16 protein-coding genes are annotated in these 15996 nt (G+C 68.8%); 7 read left to right on the top strand and 9 right to left on the bottom strand.

Translation table 11 applies throughout. The features are described 5' to 3' along the window. Window positions 1–29: 29 nt before the first annotated feature. Window positions 30–1340 carry an ABC transporter substrate-binding protein gene (locus tag ILP86_RS16255; protein ID WP_113681443.1) on the bottom strand — a complete coding sequence of 437 codons (1311 nt, stop codon included), beginning with the start codon at window positions 1338–1340 and terminating at the stop codon, window positions 30–32. Between the two features lie 234 nt (window positions 1341–1574). On the opposite strand from ILP86_RS16255, the gene ILP86_RS16250 reads away from it, so the two are divergent. From ILP86_RS16250 to purQ, 3 genes are all read left to right on the top strand, one after another. Beyond that, the gene (locus tag ILP86_RS16250; RefSeq protein WP_058631608.1) at window positions 1575–2108 is read left to right on the top strand and encodes an adenine phosphoribosyltransferase; all 534 of its coding nucleotides are present in this window, start codon (window positions 1575–1577) and stop codon (window positions 2106–2108) included. A gap of 78 nt (window positions 2109–2186) precedes the next feature. Then, window positions 2187–2435 (top strand): phosphoribosylformylglycinamidine synthase subunit PurS, encoded by a 249-nt coding sequence (purS, locus tag ILP86_RS16245; protein ID WP_017831295.1) that lies wholly within the window; start codon window positions 2187–2189, stop codon window positions 2433–2435. Further along, complete coding sequence (gene purQ, locus ILP86_RS16240) at window positions 2432–3139, top strand: phosphoribosylformylglycinamidine synthase subunit PurQ (protein ID WP_061015104.1); 708 nt, start codon at window positions 2432–2434, stop codon at window positions 3137–3139. Before purS ends, purQ begins: the two co-directional genes overlap by 4 nt. Window positions 3140–3196: 57 nt before the next feature. Here purQ and ILP86_RS16235 read toward each other — a convergent pair whose 3' ends face one another. Beyond that, window positions 3197–4459 carry a hypothetical protein gene (locus ILP86_RS16235; RefSeq protein WP_046746815.1) on the bottom strand — a complete coding sequence of 421 codons (1263 nt, stop codon included), beginning with the start codon at window positions 4457–4459 and terminating at the stop codon, window positions 3197–3199. A gap of 240 nt (window positions 4460–4699) precedes the next feature. Here ILP86_RS16235 and ILP86_RS16230 point away from each other — a divergent pair, with 240 nt between their 5' ends. Beyond that, window positions 4700–5596 carry an SDR family oxidoreductase gene (locus tag ILP86_RS16230; RefSeq protein ID WP_193762450.1) on the top strand — a complete coding sequence of 299 codons (897 nt, stop codon included), beginning with the start codon at window positions 4700–4702 and terminating at the stop codon, window positions 5594–5596. Window positions 5597–5608: 12 nt separating this feature from the next. Here ILP86_RS16230 and ILP86_RS16225 read toward each other — a convergent pair whose 3' ends face one another. After that, window positions 5609–6040, bottom strand: a complete 432-nt coding sequence (locus ILP86_RS16225) for a DUF1761 domain-containing protein (protein WP_046746813.1) — start codon at window positions 6038–6040, stop codon at window positions 5609–5611. A 226-nt stretch (window positions 6041–6266) separates the two neighbouring features. Here ILP86_RS16225 and ILP86_RS16220 point away from each other — a divergent pair, with 226 nt between their 5' ends. Beyond that, window positions 6267–7937, top strand: coding sequence for a glycoside hydrolase family 13 protein (locus ILP86_RS16220; RefSeq protein ID WP_046746812.1), 1671 nt, complete (start codon window positions 6267–6269; stop codon window positions 7935–7937). Between the two features lie 81 nt (window positions 7938–8018). Continuing rightward, window positions 8019–9026: a LacI family DNA-binding transcriptional regulator gene (locus ILP86_RS16215; protein WP_058631606.1), complete on the top strand. Its 1008-nt coding sequence runs from the start codon at window positions 8019–8021 to the stop codon at window positions 9024–9026. A gap of 24 nt (window positions 9027–9050) precedes the next feature. Here ILP86_RS16215 and ILP86_RS16210 read toward each other — a convergent pair whose 3' ends face one another. Genes ILP86_RS16210 through fdxA form a run of 4 tightly spaced genes read right to left on the bottom strand, consistent with a single transcriptional unit; the run spans window position 9051 to window position 11920 of the window. Then, the gene (locus tag ILP86_RS16210; protein WP_058631605.1) at window positions 9051–9680 is read right to left on the bottom strand and encodes a superoxide dismutase; all 630 of its coding nucleotides are present in this window, start codon (window positions 9678–9680) and stop codon (window positions 9051–9053) included. Between the two features lie 37 nt (window positions 9681–9717). Beyond that, window positions 9718–10227 carry a flavin reductase family protein gene (locus ILP86_RS16205; RefSeq protein WP_046746807.1) on the bottom strand — a complete coding sequence of 170 codons (510 nt, stop codon included), beginning with the start codon at window positions 10225–10227 and terminating at the stop codon, window positions 9718–9720. Beyond that, on the bottom strand, window positions 10224–11597 hold the full coding sequence (locus tag ILP86_RS16200) for an FAD-dependent oxidoreductase (RefSeq protein WP_193762449.1): 1374 nt from the start codon (window positions 11595–11597) through the stop codon (window positions 10224–10226). The genes ILP86_RS16205 and ILP86_RS16200 overlap by 4 nt, the downstream gene beginning before the upstream one ends. Then, a complete protein-coding gene (fdxA, locus tag ILP86_RS16195) occupies window positions 11594–11920 on the bottom strand; it encodes a ferredoxin (protein ID WP_061015108.1) in 327 nt (108 codons plus the stop codon). Before fdxA ends, ILP86_RS16200 begins: the two co-directional genes overlap by 4 nt. 119 nt (window positions 11921–12039) lie before the next feature. Here fdxA and soxR point away from each other — a divergent pair, with 119 nt between their 5' ends. Then, window positions 12040–12489 carry a redox-sensitive transcriptional activator SoxR gene (gene soxR, locus ILP86_RS16190; RefSeq protein ID WP_082108542.1) on the top strand — a complete coding sequence of 150 codons (450 nt, stop codon included), beginning with the start codon at window positions 12040–12042 and terminating at the stop codon, window positions 12487–12489. A 111-nt stretch (window positions 12490–12600) separates the two neighbouring features. On the opposite strand, the gene ILP86_RS16185 is transcribed toward soxR, so the two are convergent. Both ILP86_RS16185 and ILP86_RS16180 read right to left on the bottom strand, forming a co-directional pair. Continuing rightward, the gene (locus tag ILP86_RS16185) at window positions 12601–14847 is read right to left on the bottom strand and encodes a glycoside hydrolase family 3 N-terminal domain-containing protein (RefSeq protein WP_193762448.1); all 2247 of its coding nucleotides are present in this window, start codon (window positions 14845–14847) and stop codon (window positions 12601–12603) included. Continuing rightward, window positions 14847–15995: an ABC transporter permease gene (locus tag ILP86_RS16180; RefSeq protein WP_058631602.1), complete on the bottom strand. Its 1149-nt coding sequence runs from the start codon at window positions 15993–15995 to the stop codon at window positions 14847–14849. The genes ILP86_RS16185 and ILP86_RS16180 overlap by 1 nt, the downstream gene beginning before the upstream one ends. Between the last annotated feature and the right edge of the window lies 1 nt (window position 15996).

The following is a 15996-nucleotide window of genomic DNA, read 5'->3' as shown; positions in this document are numbered from 1 at the left end:
GGTCGCTGAGCCTGTCGGAGCGGAGACGATCAGCCGACGAGGTCGTTCAGCAGGCCGATGGCCTGGTCCCAGGCGCCCTGGGTGTCGGTGTCACCGCGGTCGAGGCTGCTGAGCGCCGGCCCGAAGACGTTCTCCTGGATGACCGAGTCGTCGGCGCCCTTGAACTGCGCGACGACTCCCTTGGCACGCTCGGCGAGGATCGCGCCGGTGGGAGCGTCGTTGAAGAACGCGTTCGGCGTCGCGTCGGCCGCGAGAGTCTCCTGCGCCTCGATCGTCGAGGGGAAGTTGCCCGCCGCAGCGGACTGCTTCACCTGCTGCTCGGGCTGGGTCAGCCAGTCGGCCAGCTCGGCCGCCGCCTCCTTGTGCTGCGACGACTCCGGGATCGACAGGAACGCGCCGCCCCAGTTGGCCGCACCTCCGGGGAACACGTCGGCGAAGTCCCATCCGGTCGATGCGTCACCGCCGCCGGCCTCGACCTGACCCTGCACCACACCGAGCATCCAGCCCGGGCAGACGAAGGTGGCGAAGGTGCCGTCGACGAACGACTTGCCGCCGTTCCAGTCCCAGGCCGTCTGCGCGGCCGACTGGCCGCCCTCGGTCGCGGCCCCGAGCTGCTCGAAGCGCTCTTTGAGCTCGGCGTTGTCCTCGACGTTCAGCTTGCCGTCGCTCGTGTAGTAGCCCTCGTCGAGCTGGTTCACCATGGCGTTCCAGACGAAGCCGGAGTGGTCGTACCAGGCCTTGCCGGTCTTCGCGGTGTAGTCGGCTCCGACCTTGAAGTAGTTCGCCCAGTCGCCGTTCAGCAGCTCGGCCACCGACTCGCGGTCGCTCGGGAGGCCGGCGGCCTCGAACGCGGCGCCGTTGTAGCAGATGCCGCTCGGGCCGATGTCGGTGCCGTAGCCGATCACGCGGCCCTCGGCGTCGGTGGCCTGGCCGTACTTCCAGTCGACCCAATCGTCCTTGCGGTCTTCGATGCCGTAGTCACGCAGGTCGACGAAGGTGTCCGAGACGTCCATGATCGCGCCGAGCCAGCCCTCTTCGATCGCGACGACGTCGCTGAGACCGGAGCCGGCAGCGATCTTGGTGAAGGCATCGGTGCGGGCGTTGCCGCCGGTGTCGATGTTCGTCGCCTCGATCTTCACATTCGGGTGCGCCTTCTCGTACTCCTTGTAGAGGTCTTCGTAGCCGAAGGTTCCGAACGTGGTCACGGTCAGTGTGACCTCTTCGTCGCCGTTCGCGTCACCGCTGCCGCCGTTGTCGCCGGAGCAGCCGGCGAGGGCGAGGGCGGATGCGGAGGCCACGGCGGCGATCGCGAGGATCCGGTGGCGGGCACGTGTGTTCACAGTTCACTCCTTTGTGGTGGTCGTGCGGTGTGGTGCTTCGGGACGCGTGGGAGCGCTCCCACGCATTGAGCAGTCACTCTATGGGAGCGCTCCCACGGGTGTCAAGCCGCGCCGGTGGGGGCCCGGGGCCGTGCACAGCTCCTCAAGAATTCGCTCCTGGCACCGCCTCGAGCCCCTCGCGGGGAGCGGGGCCGGTGTTTCTGAGGAGTCGCGCACCGGCGGTACCCTTGGGCAGTGCCCGACGCCACCCTCTCCCCCGCCCTCGTCCGTGCCGAAGCCCTGATCCGCAACGTGCCGGACTACCCTCAGCCGGGCATCATCTTCCGCGACATCACGCCTCTTCTCGCCGATGCCGAGGCCCTCCGCGTGACGACGGAGGCGATCATCGAGCCCTTCGCCGGACAGTTCGACGTGATCGCGGGCATCGAGGCGCGCGGCTTCATCCTCGCCAGCGCCGCCGCCATCGCCGCAGGCGTCGGCCTGATCCCGATCCGCAAGGCCGGCAAGCTGCCCAGGCCCGCGGCGTCCGTCGACTATGCGCTCGAGTACGGCACCGCCACGATCGAGATGCACGACGACCTGCCCGCCGGCTCGCGGGTGCTGCTGATCGACGATGTGCTCGCGACCGGAGGAACTCTCGCCGCCGGTCGCGAACTGGTCGAGCGCCTCGGCAGCCACGTGATCGGCATCTCCGTGCTGTTCGAGATCGACGGCCTCGGCGGCCGCGAAGCGGTCGGCGACCTCCACACCGTCTTCCACTCCGCCTGACTCTTCCACGGCGCCGAGCGGATGCGGCGAGGGCAGTAGACTGGGTGCGCCCCTCCGCCCGCGACTCTTGGAGCCGTCATGCCCACCATCGTCGTCGACGTCATGCCCAAGCCCGAACTGCTCGACCCGCAGGGCAAAGCCGTCTCCGGCGCCTTCGCCCGTCTCGGCGTCGAGGGCTTCACCGACGTCCGCATCGGCAAGCGTTTCGAGCTCACCGTCGAGGGCGAGGTCACCGACGAGGTTCTCGCTGAGGCCAAGCGCATCGCCGACGAGGTGCTCTCCAACTCCGTGATCGAGGACGTCGTCGGCATCGAGGTCGCGGAGTGACCGTCCGCATCGGCGTCATCACCTTCCCGGGCTCGCTCGACGACCGCGACGCACAGCGCGCCGTCCGCATCGCCGGCGCCGAGCCCGTCGCCCTGTGGCACGGATCGCATGACCTCGAAGGCGTCGACGCGCTCGTCCTGCCGGGTGGTTTCAGCTACGGCGACTACCTCCGCGCCGGCGCGATCGCCGCGCTCTCGCCGATCATGAGCGAGGTCAAGGATGCTGCGGCCAAGGGCATGCCCGTGCTCGGCATCTGCAACGGCTTCCAGATGCTGGTCGAGGCGCACCTGCTGCCGGGCGGCCTGATCCGCAACAACCACCAGCACTTCGTGCGTCGCGACCAGAAGCTCACGGTCGAGAACTCCGACACCGCGTGGACCAATGCGTTCCGCACCGGGCAGGAGATCGTGATCCCGCTGAAGAACGCCGACGGCGGCTACATCGCCGACGAGCAGACGCTCGATCGCATCGAGGGCGATGGTCTGGTGGCGTTCCGCTACGCCGGGGTCAACCCGAACGGATCACTGCGCGACATCGCCGGACTCACCAACGAAGCGGGCAACGTCGTCGGCCTGATGCCGCACCCCGAGCACGCCACCGAGGCCGGCTTCGGTCCCGACACCGCGGCCGCGATGCGCAGCGGAGTCGACGGTGTCGACTTCTTCACGAGCGCGATCGCCGCGGTCGCCCGCGTCGCCGCCTAGCCTCCGTACCGCGAATCGGACCGAGTCGACGCCGCCAATCGGTTCAGGTCGGTCTGTTCAGTCGACCGGAAGGGCGAACGGGTTGTCGCCGACCGCTGCGAGCAGGTACCAGGCGGTCGCGCCGGTGTGCAGGCTGGCGTAGTACAGGTCACCGAAACCGGAGTCGAGGCCGTCGCTCGACGTGGCGACGATCCCCTTGCCATCGCCGTTCGGTGCATCGCGCTGCGCAAGCCGGATACTGCTCAGAAGCGTCTCAGCACGGTCGGCGTCGCCGTCGCCGTCACGCAGCGTGAGTGCGAGCGCGAGGTGTCCACTGCCCTCGAACCACGCCTTGGACGTATCGACCTCACTGATCGACGGCCCCGTGTACGGACCATCTGTTGCCAGCAGGTTGGCGAGCGTCCAGTCGAGCGCCGCACCGTAGCGTGGGTCGCCCGTGGCGAGGGAGCTCCAGGTCTGGGCGTCCAGCGGTATCGGACGGGTGTTGATCGTCGAGCCGTCCAGGCCCGTGCCGGTGTTCACGTGGCCGTCTGCGCTCTGCATGGCGGCGACGAAGTCCGCGGCGACCGCCGCCCGATCCGTCCAGACCCGGGCGCCGGTGAGCTGGCCGAGCTGGGTGAAGAAACCGGCGATGTCGCTGTTGTGCTCGGTGGACTTCCACGTCAGCGAAGTGCCGTCTTCGAGCTGACCGCCGGTGTAGCCGTAGGGCGCCCTGGTCATGTCCGCCGTGTGGTCCTGGATCCATTCACCGATCCGAACCGCGCCGTCGAGATATCGGGAGTCCCCTGTCGCGTGTGCGAGACGGGCGAGGGCCAGCCCGACCCAGGCCTGGTTTCCGGTGAAGGCGCCGGCTCCCGTGATCTCCACCCGCCCCTGACGGATGCCGTGCGGCTCGTACGACGCTCTGGTGCGCCCGTCGCCGATCGGATCGTTCTCCTGCACGAAGAGGAGGGCGTCGCCGATCGCCCGTGCGCGCCGGAGGTCGTCCGGAAGGCCGCGGGCGGTGTAGGCGATGATCACGAGGGCGTCGTCGTAGACGAAGGAGGGCGTGAAATCCCAGGTCGGAGTCGTGAAGAAGCCACCCTCGTAGCTGCGCGGCAGACAGCGGCCATCCCCGTCGCAGAACTCGTCGGTGCGCGCGTCCAGGAACTCGTACGCCAGCGCGACCGAGGCTGCCGGGTCCGCGACCGGGTCCGCCGGGGTGTCGGCTCGCGCCGCGAAGGCATCCGACACCGCAGGCGCAGCACCCACGAGCACGGCGCCGACGACGAGCGCGGCGACGGTCACCCAGGGGGCGGATCGGCGGGCAGAACCGGACATCGTGACCTCTCGAAGGCGACAGCCCCCGCGGGCGGGACGCACGGGTGATACGGGGGACGATGCGTAGCCTGTCATGACAGCGGTCGATCGGTGAAGTGCCTTTCGGCCACACTTCGCCACCGGATGACGATGCCCGCCTCTCGTAGCGCACGGGTCATCCCCGTGCAAGGCGTTTGCGCGATCCAGGCCCGGCGCTCAGCATGGTCACCCCGCCCCCGAACAGCCTCGAAAGGATCGCCCATGTCCCGCGACCAGTACACCTTCACCGACCCGTCCGCGCTCTACTCCGACATCGAACCGCGGAAGCAGCACATGCCGGAGCCGGGACTCGACGCGGATCTCACCCCGCGCGCCGACCTGGGCGAGGAGTCCTACCGCGGCACCGGGCGCCTGACCGGACGCAAGGCCCTGATCACGGGCGGCGACTCCGGCATCGGCGCTGCCACCGCGATCGCGTTCGCCCGTGAGGGCGCCGATGTCGCGATCTCGTACCTGCCGCAGGAGGAAGAGGACGCGAGCCGGATCGCCGAGATCCTGCGGGAGGCCGGCGCGACGGTCGCCACCATCCCCGGCGACCTGCGCGACCCGGAGTACTGCCGTGCCCTCGTCGCCGAGACGGTCGAGAAGCTGGGCGGCCTCGACGTCGTCGTCAACAACGGCGGCAAGCAGGTGTATCAGGAGTCGCTGACCGACATCACGGACGAGCAGTTCGACGACACCTTCAAGACCAACGTCTACGCGATGTTCTGGATCACCAAGGCGGCCCTGCCTCATCTGCCCGCGGGCTCGACGATCATCAACACCACCTCGATCCAGGCCTACTCGCCCTCCGGCATCCTGGTGGACTACGCCTCGACGAAGGCCACGATCAACGCCTTCTCGAAGGGCCTCGCGGAACAGCTCGCGCCGAAGGGCATCCGCGTGAACGCCGTGGCACCGGGGCCGATCTGGACGCCCCTGCAGCCCAGCGACGGACAGCCGCAGGACAAGCTCCCCGAGTTCGGGAAGGACACACCCCTCGGGCGCATGGGACAGCCGGCCGAGCTCGCTCCCGCATACGTGTTCCTCGCCTCGGCGGAGTCGAGCTACGTGGCCGGGGAGACCTTGAACGTGAACGGCGGCATGCCGACCCCGTGACGCTCAGGGCGATCAGGAGGCGAGGGCCGGCGGCCACACGCCGATGAGCAGTGCCATGACCACGACCGTGACCAGCTCATGCGCGATGTTGAGCGTGGTGAGTCGGGTCGATCGCCCCTCGAAAGCGTCATGGGTGATGAAGCGTGCGGCCGTGAACCCGGCCCACAGCGTGACCGCGGTGACGATCGTTCCCCAGAAGAAGGATCCGCCGTAGAAGTGCCAGGCGATCGACGAGGCACCGGCGAGGACCCAGGCCGTGATGAAGCTCACGATGACGGTGGTGACGATGGGCCACACCGCCGTCGCGGCAGGCCGGTCCATGTCGACGTTCGCGAGCTTCGACCAGCGTGTGCCGAACACCTTCGGCGCGTACCAGATCGAGCCGACGACCATGCTCGATGCGGTGGCCAGCAGGACCGCCCAGTAGTTGATCTCGGGAACCATGACAGCCTCCACTCGTCGGATGCCTCACCATACTCCCGGGACGGGCGGAAGTGCGGGTGGCACCTGCATGATCCTGTGACGGATGCATGACTCGGACAGCCGGGACGCTCATGCACGCGGGGAACGGTCATGCAAACGGCCAGGGCGATCCAGGGAAGTCGGGCACGCCGAACCGATTCGATCCCCGCCCTGGCATGAATGTAAGCGTTTGCACTAGCCTGTTCCCATGGCACAGCTTGAGCAGATCGCAGCCCCCGGTTCCGAGTGGTGGCGCAGCGCCGTCATCTACCAGATCTACCCCCGCTCCTTCGCGGACGCCTCGGGCGACGGCATCGGCGACCTGCCGGGCATCACGAGCCGGCTCGATGCCCTGCAGGAGCTCGGCGTCGACGCGATCTGGCTCAGTCCTTTCATGACGAGCCCGCAGCGCGACGCCGGCTACGACGTGGCCGACTACCGCGACGTCGACCCGCTGTTCGGCACGCTGGGCGACTTCGACGACATGCTCGAGGCTGCGCACGCCCGCGGCATCCGCGTGATCGTCGACCTCGTCCCCAACCACTCGTCCGACCAGCACCCCTGGTTCCAGGAGGCACTGAAGGCCGCACCTGGCAGCCCCGAGCGCGCGCGCTACATCTTCCGCGACGGCAAGGGCGAGAACGGCGAGCTCCCGCCGAACAACTGGGAGTCGGTGTTCGGCGGCGGCATGTGGCAGCGCGTGACCGAGGCCGACGGAACCCCCGGCCAGTGGTACCTGCACATCTTCGACGCGACGCAGCCCGACTTCGACTGGAACAACGAGGAGGTGCAAGAGGAGTTCCGCTCGATCCTGCGCTTCTGGCTCGACCGCGGTGTCGACGGCTTCCGTGTGGATGTGGCCCACGGCATGATCAAGACCGAGGGCCTGCCCGACTACACGCCCCCGACCGACGCGGACTCCATGGGCGGCGGCGAGTCGAACGTGCCGTACTGGGGCCAGGACGGCGTGCACGAGATCTACCGCGACTGGCACAAGGTGCTCGCCGAGTACGACGGCGACCGCGCCCTGTGCGGCGAGGCCTGGATGCCCACCCTCAAGCAGACCGCGCTCTGGGTGCGCCCGGACGAGATGCACCAGACCTTCAACTTCCCGTACCTGATGACGGAGTGGGACGCGAAGAAGCTCGGCGACGTGATCCGCGAGTCGCTGGACGCGTTCGGTGAGGTCGGCGCCCCGAGCACGTGGGTGCTGTCGAACCACGATGTGGTGCGCCACGCGACGCGCCTCGCACTCACCTCCGACAACCCCCAGGGCGAGGGCATCGGACCGAACACCCCTGACAAGCCGGACACCGCGACCGGACTGGCTCGCGCTCGCGCTGCGACGACCCTGATGCTGGCTCTGCCCGGTTCCTCCTACCTCTACCAGGGCGAAGAGCTCGGGCTGCCCGAGGCGATGGAGATCCCGGACGAGTACCGTCAGGACCCGACGTGGTTCCGCACGAACGGCGCACGCTACGGACGTGACGGGTGCCGCGTGCCGCTGCCCTGGAACGCAGAGGCTCCGGCCTTCGGCTTCAACGACACCGGACTGTCGTGGCTTCCCCAGCCCGCCGACTGGGCGACCTACGCGCGCGACGTGGAAGAGGTCGACCCGGCGTCGACGCTCGCGCTGTACAAGCGCCTGCTGGCCGGACGGCGTGAGCACGGCTTCGGCAGCGGCTCTCTGGTGTGGGAGGACGCCGGTCCCGAGGCGGTCGCGTTCCGCCGTGGTGACGTGCACGTGGTCGCGAACCTCGGTACCGCCCCCGTCGAGCTGCCGGCAGACGCCTTGGTGTTGCTGCAGAGCCAGCCCTTTGAAGGAGCCGCGATCCCGGTCGACACGGCCGTCTGGTACACCACCGCGACCCACGCCTGACACCCTCCGGTCGCGGTTGTCGTCGCCCACGCCTGCGTGAAGCGACACACACCGCGACCGGAGCCTTTCGACAGAGGAACCATGGCCAGCATCGATGAGGTCGCCCGGCTCGCCGGAGTCTCCACCGCGACCGTCTCGCGCGCACTGAGCGGTCGCGGCCACGTGTCCGAATCCGCGAAGGAGAGGGTGCAGGCCGCAGCGCAGACTCTCGGCTACGTGGTGTCGTCCCGTGCGTCGAGCCTGGCATCGGGTCGCACCCGCAACGTCGGGGTCATCGTCCCGTTCCTCGACCGGTGGTTCTTCAGCACGGTGCTCTCCGGCGTCTCGGCCGCACTGATGCGCGAGGGCTACGACATCACGCTGTACAACATCACCGCCGACAAGGACGTGCGCCGACACGTGTTCGACACCTTCCTGCGACGGCAGCGCGTGGACGCCGTGATCGCGGTGTCGATCGAGCTCGACGAGGACGAGACGCAGTACCTGCTCGACCTCGGACTCCCCGTGATCGCGATCGGCGGTCCGAACCCGAAGCTCGACACCATGACCGTCGATGACGTCGCCGTCGCGCAGTTGGCCACCGAGCACCTGATCAGCCTCGGCCACACCGACATCGCGCACATCGGAGCCAACCCCGAGTTCGACATCGACTTCCACATCCCGACCAACCGCCGTCTGGGCTTCGAGAAGGCACTCGCCACGGCAGGGATCCCGCTGAACCACGCCTTCCTCGAACCAGCCGACTTCACGGTGGAGGGCGGCTACCGGGCGGCGAAACAGCTGCTCGGCAGGCCGGGCCCCCGCCCGACCGCGGTCTTCGCGGCGTCGGATGAGATGGCGATCGGGGCGATCCTCGCCGCGCGCGACCTCGGCTTCAACGTGCCGGAGGAGTTGTCGATCGTCGGCATCGACGGGCACGAGCTCGGCGAGTTCTTCCGCCTGACCACGGTCGATCAGTTCCCGCTCGGGCAGGGCGAGCGGGCAGCGGATGCGGTGCTTGCCAAGCTCGCCACCCCGGATGCCGTGCACATCCCGTCTGCACTTCCGTACGAGCTGAACGTGCGCGGGACGACGGCCCGCCTCCTGTAGGTCGAGGCGAGCCGTCGTCACCGATCAGCTCGCGACGATGAGGCCCTCGGTCGCCGTGCGAGCAGCCTCGAAGCGGCGCTGCACGTCAGGCCAGTTCACGAGGTTCCAGAACGCCTTGACGTAGTCGGCGCGCACGTTGAGGTAGTCGAGGTAGTAGGCGTGCTCCCAGACGTCGAGCTGCAGCAGCGGCGTCACGCCGAGCGGTGCGTTCCCCTGCTGGTCGAAGAGCTGGAAGATCACGGGGCGGGCGCCCACGCTGTCCCAGGCGAGCACGGCCCAGCCCGATCCCTGCACACCGAGCGCGGTCGCGGTGAAGTGCGCCCGGAACGCATCGATCGATCCGAATGCGTCGACGAGCGCGGCCTCGAGCTCGCCCTCCGGAGCGCCGCCGCCCTCGGGCGAGAGGTTCTGCCAGAAGACGGAGTGGTTGATGTGGCCGCCGAGGTTGAACGCGAGGTCCTTCTCGAGCTTGTTGACGTTCGCGAGGTCGCCGGCGCTGCGTGCGGTGGCGAGCTGCTCGAGCGCGGTGTTCGCGCCGGTCACGTACGCCTGGTGGTGCTTGGAGTGGTGCAGCTCCATGATCTTGCCGGAGATGTGCGGCTCGAGCGCGGAGTAGTCGTACGGGAGCTCGGGGAGCGTGTAGAGAGTGGACATTGTGCTTCCTTTCGATGGTGCTATCGGTGGGTGCGGATCAGTGCTCGGGGTCGTGCGGGAGCGAGTGGAATCGGCGGTCGAGGTAGACCAGAGGACGCCCGGACGGACCGGGCAGCACCTCGATGACCTCGGCGATGACCACAGTCGACGACCCCACTGCGACGGTCTCGATGGTGCGACACCGCAGCGCCGCCCTGGCCTCGGGGAGGTGCGGTTCTCCGGTCGGCAGCGTCGCCCACCCCTGCTCGGGGGTGAAGCGCTCGGAGCCGCTGACCGCGAAGCTCTGCGCGAGGTCGGAGTGCTCGTCGTCGATCAGATGCACCACGAAGGTGTCCGCTCCGAGGATCGCTCCCGCGGACCCCGTCGCCCTGGTCACGGAGAACACGATCGCCGCGGGGTCGACCGCCACCGAGGCGACGCTCGACGCCGTGAGGCCGACCGGCCCGTCCGGAGTGCTCGCGGTGATGATCGCGACGCCGGCGGGATGCGTGCGGAACGCGGCCTTGAGCCCTTCGCCGATCGGGGTGGGCACGGGTGTCGCGGTCATCGACCGGCCTCCATCATCTGTTCTTGCTTCGCATGCGTCAGCATCTCCTCGCGCTCGACGATCTTCGTCCGCTCACGGCCACGGGCTGCTCCCGCCCCACGCTCCGCGGCATCGATCCGCAGCCAGCCATCGAGGTCGACCGCGTGCGACAGGTGGGCGATCGGATCGTCGTCACGCGCTTCCAGCTCGACCGATCCGAGGTCGTCGACGACGTGGCCGATGGTCTGCGCGGCGTCCGACTTGGTCGAGCCGATGAGTCCGACCGGCCCGCGCTTGATCCAGCCCGTGGCGTACAGCCGGGGGATCGGGACGCCCTCCGCGTCGACGACTCGACCTTCGATGTGCGGCACGACTCCGAGCGTAGTGTCGAACGGCATCCCAGGCACGGGCGTCGATCGATATCCCACGGCACGGTAGACCGCTCCGACGTCGTAGTGCAGCAGCTCGCCGGTGCCGACCATGCGACCGAGCTCGTCTGACGCGGTGCGCTCCATCTCGATGCCGGTCACGGAGTCGGTCCCCAGCAGCCGCACCGGGCGTTGCCGCAGGTGCAGGTGTATGCGGCGCGAGGCCGTGCGCGTCGCGGGGTCGACGGCGGCCCATTCGGTCATGGTGCGCACGATGATGCGCCGCTGCGAGAACTGCGCGACCATCCGCTCGGCGTGCTCGTCGAGAGCGAGTTCTTCGGGGTCGACGATCACATCGACGTCGTCCTGCTCGGCGAGCTCGCGCAACTCCATGGCCGAGAAGCGCACGTCGGCCGGTCCTCGCCGAGCGAAGAGGTGCACATCGCGCAACGGGCTGGCCGCGAGCTGGTCGAGCACGGCATCAGGGGTGTCGGTGTGGGTCAGCGCCGAGGCGTGCTTGGCCAGGATCCTCGTGACATCCAGCGCCACGTTGCCGGCCCCGAGCACGGCGACCGACTCGGCGGCGAGCGGCCAGGTGCGCGGTGCATCGGGGTGCCCGTCGTACCAGGCGACGAAGTCGGCGGCGCCGAACGAGCCGGGGAGATCTATGCCGGGGATGTCGAGCGCGACGTCGAGGTCGGCACCCGTCGCCACGATCACTCCGTCGTATGCGGCACGCAGCTCGTCGATCTCGACGTCACGGCCGATCTCGACGTTGCACCGCAACCGGATGCGTGGGTTCACGAGCACCTCGTGCAGGGCGTCGGTGATCTTCCGGATGCGGGGATGGTCGGGCGCGACGCCGTAGCGGACGAGACCGTAGGGCGCGGGGAGCTTCTCGAACAGGTCGATCGCTGCGGTGGGGACACGGTCGAGCAGGATGTCAGCGGCGTAGATACCCGCAGGGCCCGCCCCCACGATGGCGATGCGCGGCTCCACGGGGGGTGATCCGGCGGCGGTCATGTGTGCTCCCCCTGGGGCGCGAGCGCGGCGATGATCGGGTGATCGAACGTCAGCGTGCCCGTCTTCGCGGCACCGCCGGGAGACCCGATCTCGTCGAAGAACTCGACGTTGGCCTTGTAATAGTCCTGCCACTCATCGGGCAGATCGTCTTCGTAGAAGATGGCCTCGACCGGGCACACCGGCTCGCAGGCGCCGCAGTCCACACACTCGTCGGGGTGGATGTAGAGCGAGCGTTCGCCCTCGTAGATGCAGTCGACAGGGCACTCGTCGATACAGGCCTTGTCCTTCACATCGACGCACGGCAGGGCGATCACATAGGTCATCGCAGGGTCTTCGTTCGGGTCACGCTGTCCTCGTTCGGGTCGATCAGCCCTTGCCGGGCCACATGACTACCGTAAAACCTCAAGTACACTTGAGGTCAAATCGAAGGAAAGGCGGCCGGATGAGTCCGCATGCACCCGACGAACCGCTCACGATCGGCGAGATGACCCGACGCACGGGGGTCGCCGCTTCCGCGCTGCACTTCTACGAGGGCCTCGGCCTCATCGCGTCGACCCGCACGCCGGGCAACCAGCGCCGCTATGCACGGCACATGCTGCGCCGCGTCTCGCTCATCACGGTCGCGAAGCGCCTCGGCATCCCGCTCTCCGACGTGCAGACGGCCTTCGCCGACGTGCCACTGACCGAGACCCCGAGCCACGAGGACTGGCAGCGGGCCTCCCGACGTTGGAAGCGCGAGCTGGAGAAACGCCGCGAAGGCATCGAACGGCTCGAACGCGAACTCACCGGATGCATCGGCTGCGGCTGCCTGTCGATGAAGGCCTGCGGCCTGCTCAACCCCGACGACGCGCTCGGCACTCAGGGCGCCGGCCCGCACCGCCTGCAGGACTGACCCACTCGCCTGCGAACGCCGCGAGACCCACTCCCGCCGCCGAGACCCATCGCCGCATGCGCCGGCGGGAGTGGGTCTGGGCGAGGAGAGTGGGTCTCGACAGGGAGCGGGTCAGCGGACCTCGAAGTCCGCGGAGAGGAGCACCTCGTCGCGGGAGCTCGGGCCCACCAGCAGCTCGAACGTACCGGCCTCGACCAGACGCGTGCCCGCGGCGTCGACGATCGTGCAGTCGGACACCGGCAGCTCCAGGCGCACCCGTACGGACTCCCCCGGGGCGACGTCGACCTGACGGAAGGTCTTGAGCTCCTTGTCGGTCCAGCTCACGCTCGTCACCGAGTCGCGCACGTAGACCTGCACCGTCTCGCGTGCAGGCCGTACCCCCGTGTTCGACACCGTGACGTGCCCGACGATCGTGTCGGACTCCGCCAGCGAGGTCTCCTCCAGCACGAGGTCGGAGTACTCCACGGTGGTGTACGACAGACCTTCTCCGAACGCCCAGGCGGGCGACTGCGTGAGGTCCGCGTAGCGGTCGCCGTGTTGTCCGCGGATCTGGTTGTAGTACGTCGGCTGCTGGCCTACGTGGCGGGCGAACGAGATCGGCAGGCGCCCGGACGGCTCTGCTGCCCCGGAGATGATGTCAGCCAGCGCGCGCCCACCCTGCATGCCGGGGTTCGCCGCCCAGATCACCGCTGCCGCCTTCGATGCGGACGCCGGGAGCACGAGCGGCTTCGAGGCGAGCAGCACGATCACGACGGGCTTCCCGGTCGCGATGAGCGCATCGATCAAGGCGTTCTGCCCGCCGATGAGCTCGAGGGTCGCAGTGGAGCGGCCCTCGCCGACGAGCTCGATCCGATCGCCCACGACCGCCACGACGACGTCCGAGTCGGATGCGGCCGAGACGGCCTCCGCGATCAGAGCGGCGTCGGGCTCGCAGGCCCTCACCACCGGCGGACGCGGCTGCTTGTCGGGGAAGAACGGACCCTGCGGGTCTTCCTCGAGCGTGAGGATGTCGGCACCGCGGGCGTGGGTGACGCTCCAGCCGTCGATCGTCTGCAGGCCGTCGAGCACGGTCGTGATCATCTCGCGAGGCTGACCGTCGAGCCATCCCGCCTGACCGGAGCCGCCGGCCCAGTCGCCGAGCTGCGTCTGCGCATCGTCGGCGAGGGGGCCGGTGACCGCGACCTTCAGCGCGGACGCGGGGTCTAGCGGCAGCACGCCGTCGTTCTCGAGCAGCACGAGCGAGCGGCGGGCGACCTCGAGGTTCAGTTCCGCGTGCTCCACGCTGCCCACCACGGTGTCGAGCGCGGTGCTAGGAAGGCGCGGGTTCTCGAAGAGCCCCAGCTCGAACTTCAGCGTCAGGATGCGGGCGGCGGCGGCGTCGAAGGCGTCCTCGGCGAGCATCCCCTTCGCCACGGCATCCAGCGCTCCCTCGAAGAAGCCGGGCGTGGTCATGATCATGTCGTTCCCCGCCCGCACGGCAGCCGCGGCCGCGTGCGTGATGTCGGGCTGGATCCGCTGCTCCCACACCATGCGACCGACGTTGTCCCAGTCGGTGATGAGCGTGCCGGTGTAGCCCCACTCGCCGCGCAGCACGTCGCTGAGCAGCCAGTCGTTGGTGGTGATCGGCACGCCGTCGGTGGTCTGGTAGCCGAGCATGAACGTGCGGCAGCCCTCGCGGGCGACGCGCTCGAACGGCGGCAGGAACCACGAGCGCAGCTTGCGGCGGGAGATGTCGGCCTCGCTCGCGTCGCGCCCGCCCTGGGTCTCGGAGTACCCGGCGAAGTGCTTGGCGGTCGCGAGGATGGCCGTGGGGTCGTCGAGTCCGTCACCCTGATAGCCGCGCACCATGGCCGAAGCCAGTTCGCCGATCAGGAACGGGTCTTCACCGAAGGTCTCGTCGATGCGACCCCAGCGCAGATCGCGGGCGATGCACAGCACGGGCGAGAACGTCCAGTGTATGCCGGTGACCGCGACCTCCTCGGCCGTCGCACGGGCGACGCGTTCGACGAGCGCGGAGTCCCACGACGCGGCCATGCCGAGCTGCGTCGGGTAGATCGTCGCCCCCGGCCAGAACGAGTGCCCGTGGATGCAGTCCTCCCCCACCAGGAGCGGGATGCGGAGCCGGGTCTGCGCCGTGAGCTCGTTCGCTCGCAGGATGCGCTCGGGCGAGGTGTGCAGGATCGAGCCCGCATGGCGCCGCGCGATGTGGTCGTCGATGTCGTCGCGAGCGTCGAGCTGAAGCATCTGCCCGACCTTCTCCTCCAGCGTCATGCGGCTGAGGAGGTCGGCCACGCGCTCGGGGATCGAGAGAGCGGGGTCCTGGTACGGGAGCTGCGTGGTCAGAGTCTGAGAGGTCATCACTTCGTGTTCTGGTTCGTGTTCGGTGTCGGGGTCGTCGAGGCGTCGCCGGGCCCGGAGGGGTCGGACGAGGTCGCCGACGTTACGGGATCGGGAGCCTTCTTCGGCAGGGGCACGCTGCGGACGGCGGTGACGGCGTCGTTCACGTTCAGCCCCTTCTTCTTCATCGCCCTGGCCCGCTCGCCCGCCGAACGCAGTCGCGGGTTGACGTACTCGTCGATGCCGAAGTTGATGAGCGAGAGCGCGACGCCGATGATCGCGATGCAGAGCCCGGCCGGCACGTACCACCACCACAGTCGCGGGAACGCACCGTTCTGCTGCGCCCAGAACAGGATGGTCCCCCAGTTGAGGTTGCTCACCGGGATCACCCCGATGAAGGCCAGCGTCGTGAGACCGAGGATGGCCGCCGTCACGGTCCCGACGAAGCTCGAGGCGATGAGCGCCATGAGGTTCGGGAGCATCTCGACCGTGATGATGCGGCGCAGCGGCTCGCCGTTCGCGCGCGCGGCCTGGATGAAGTCGCGGTTGCGCAGCGACATGGTCTGCGCGCGCAGCACGCGGGCGCCCCACGCCCACCCGGTTATCCCCAGCACCGCGGCGATCACGATCAGCGGCGGGTTCTCGAACTGCGAGGCGATGATGATGATCAACGGGATGCCGGGGATCACCAGGAACACGTTGGTCAGCGCCGACAACGACTCGCTCTTCCAGCCGCGCACGTAGCCGGCGATCACACCGATCGTGATCGCGATGATCGTGGCGATGAAGGCCGCGAGGAATCCGACGACGATCACACCGCGGGTGCCGTAGATGATCTGGCTCAGCACGTCTTCGCCCATGTGCGTCGTGCCCAGCCAGTGCTCCCAGGAGGGCGGCTGACGCAGCGCCGTGCGGTCCTTCTGGGTCGGCCCGTACGGGGCGATCCACGGAGCGAGGATCGCGATGAGCACGAACACCCCGAGGATGATGAGCCCGGCGATCGACTTGGGGTTGCGGAACATCGCGAACGCCTGCGCGAGCTGCGACCAGAACGTCTTGCGCGGCGGCGCTCCCGTCGACGGGGTGCGCAGCGTGGCGGTCTCGGGCATGCCGGAGACGACGGCCGATCCGTCGGGCGCTGTGGTCGCTGCAGTGGTGGGAACGGTCATG

Origin of the sequence: Microbacterium sp. R1 (assembly GCF_015159725.1) — a bacterium.
GTDB lineage: Bacteria > Actinomycetota > Actinomycetes > Actinomycetales > Microbacteriaceae > Microbacterium > Microbacterium oxydans.
This window is presented reverse-complemented; position numbering and strand designations above follow the sequence as displayed.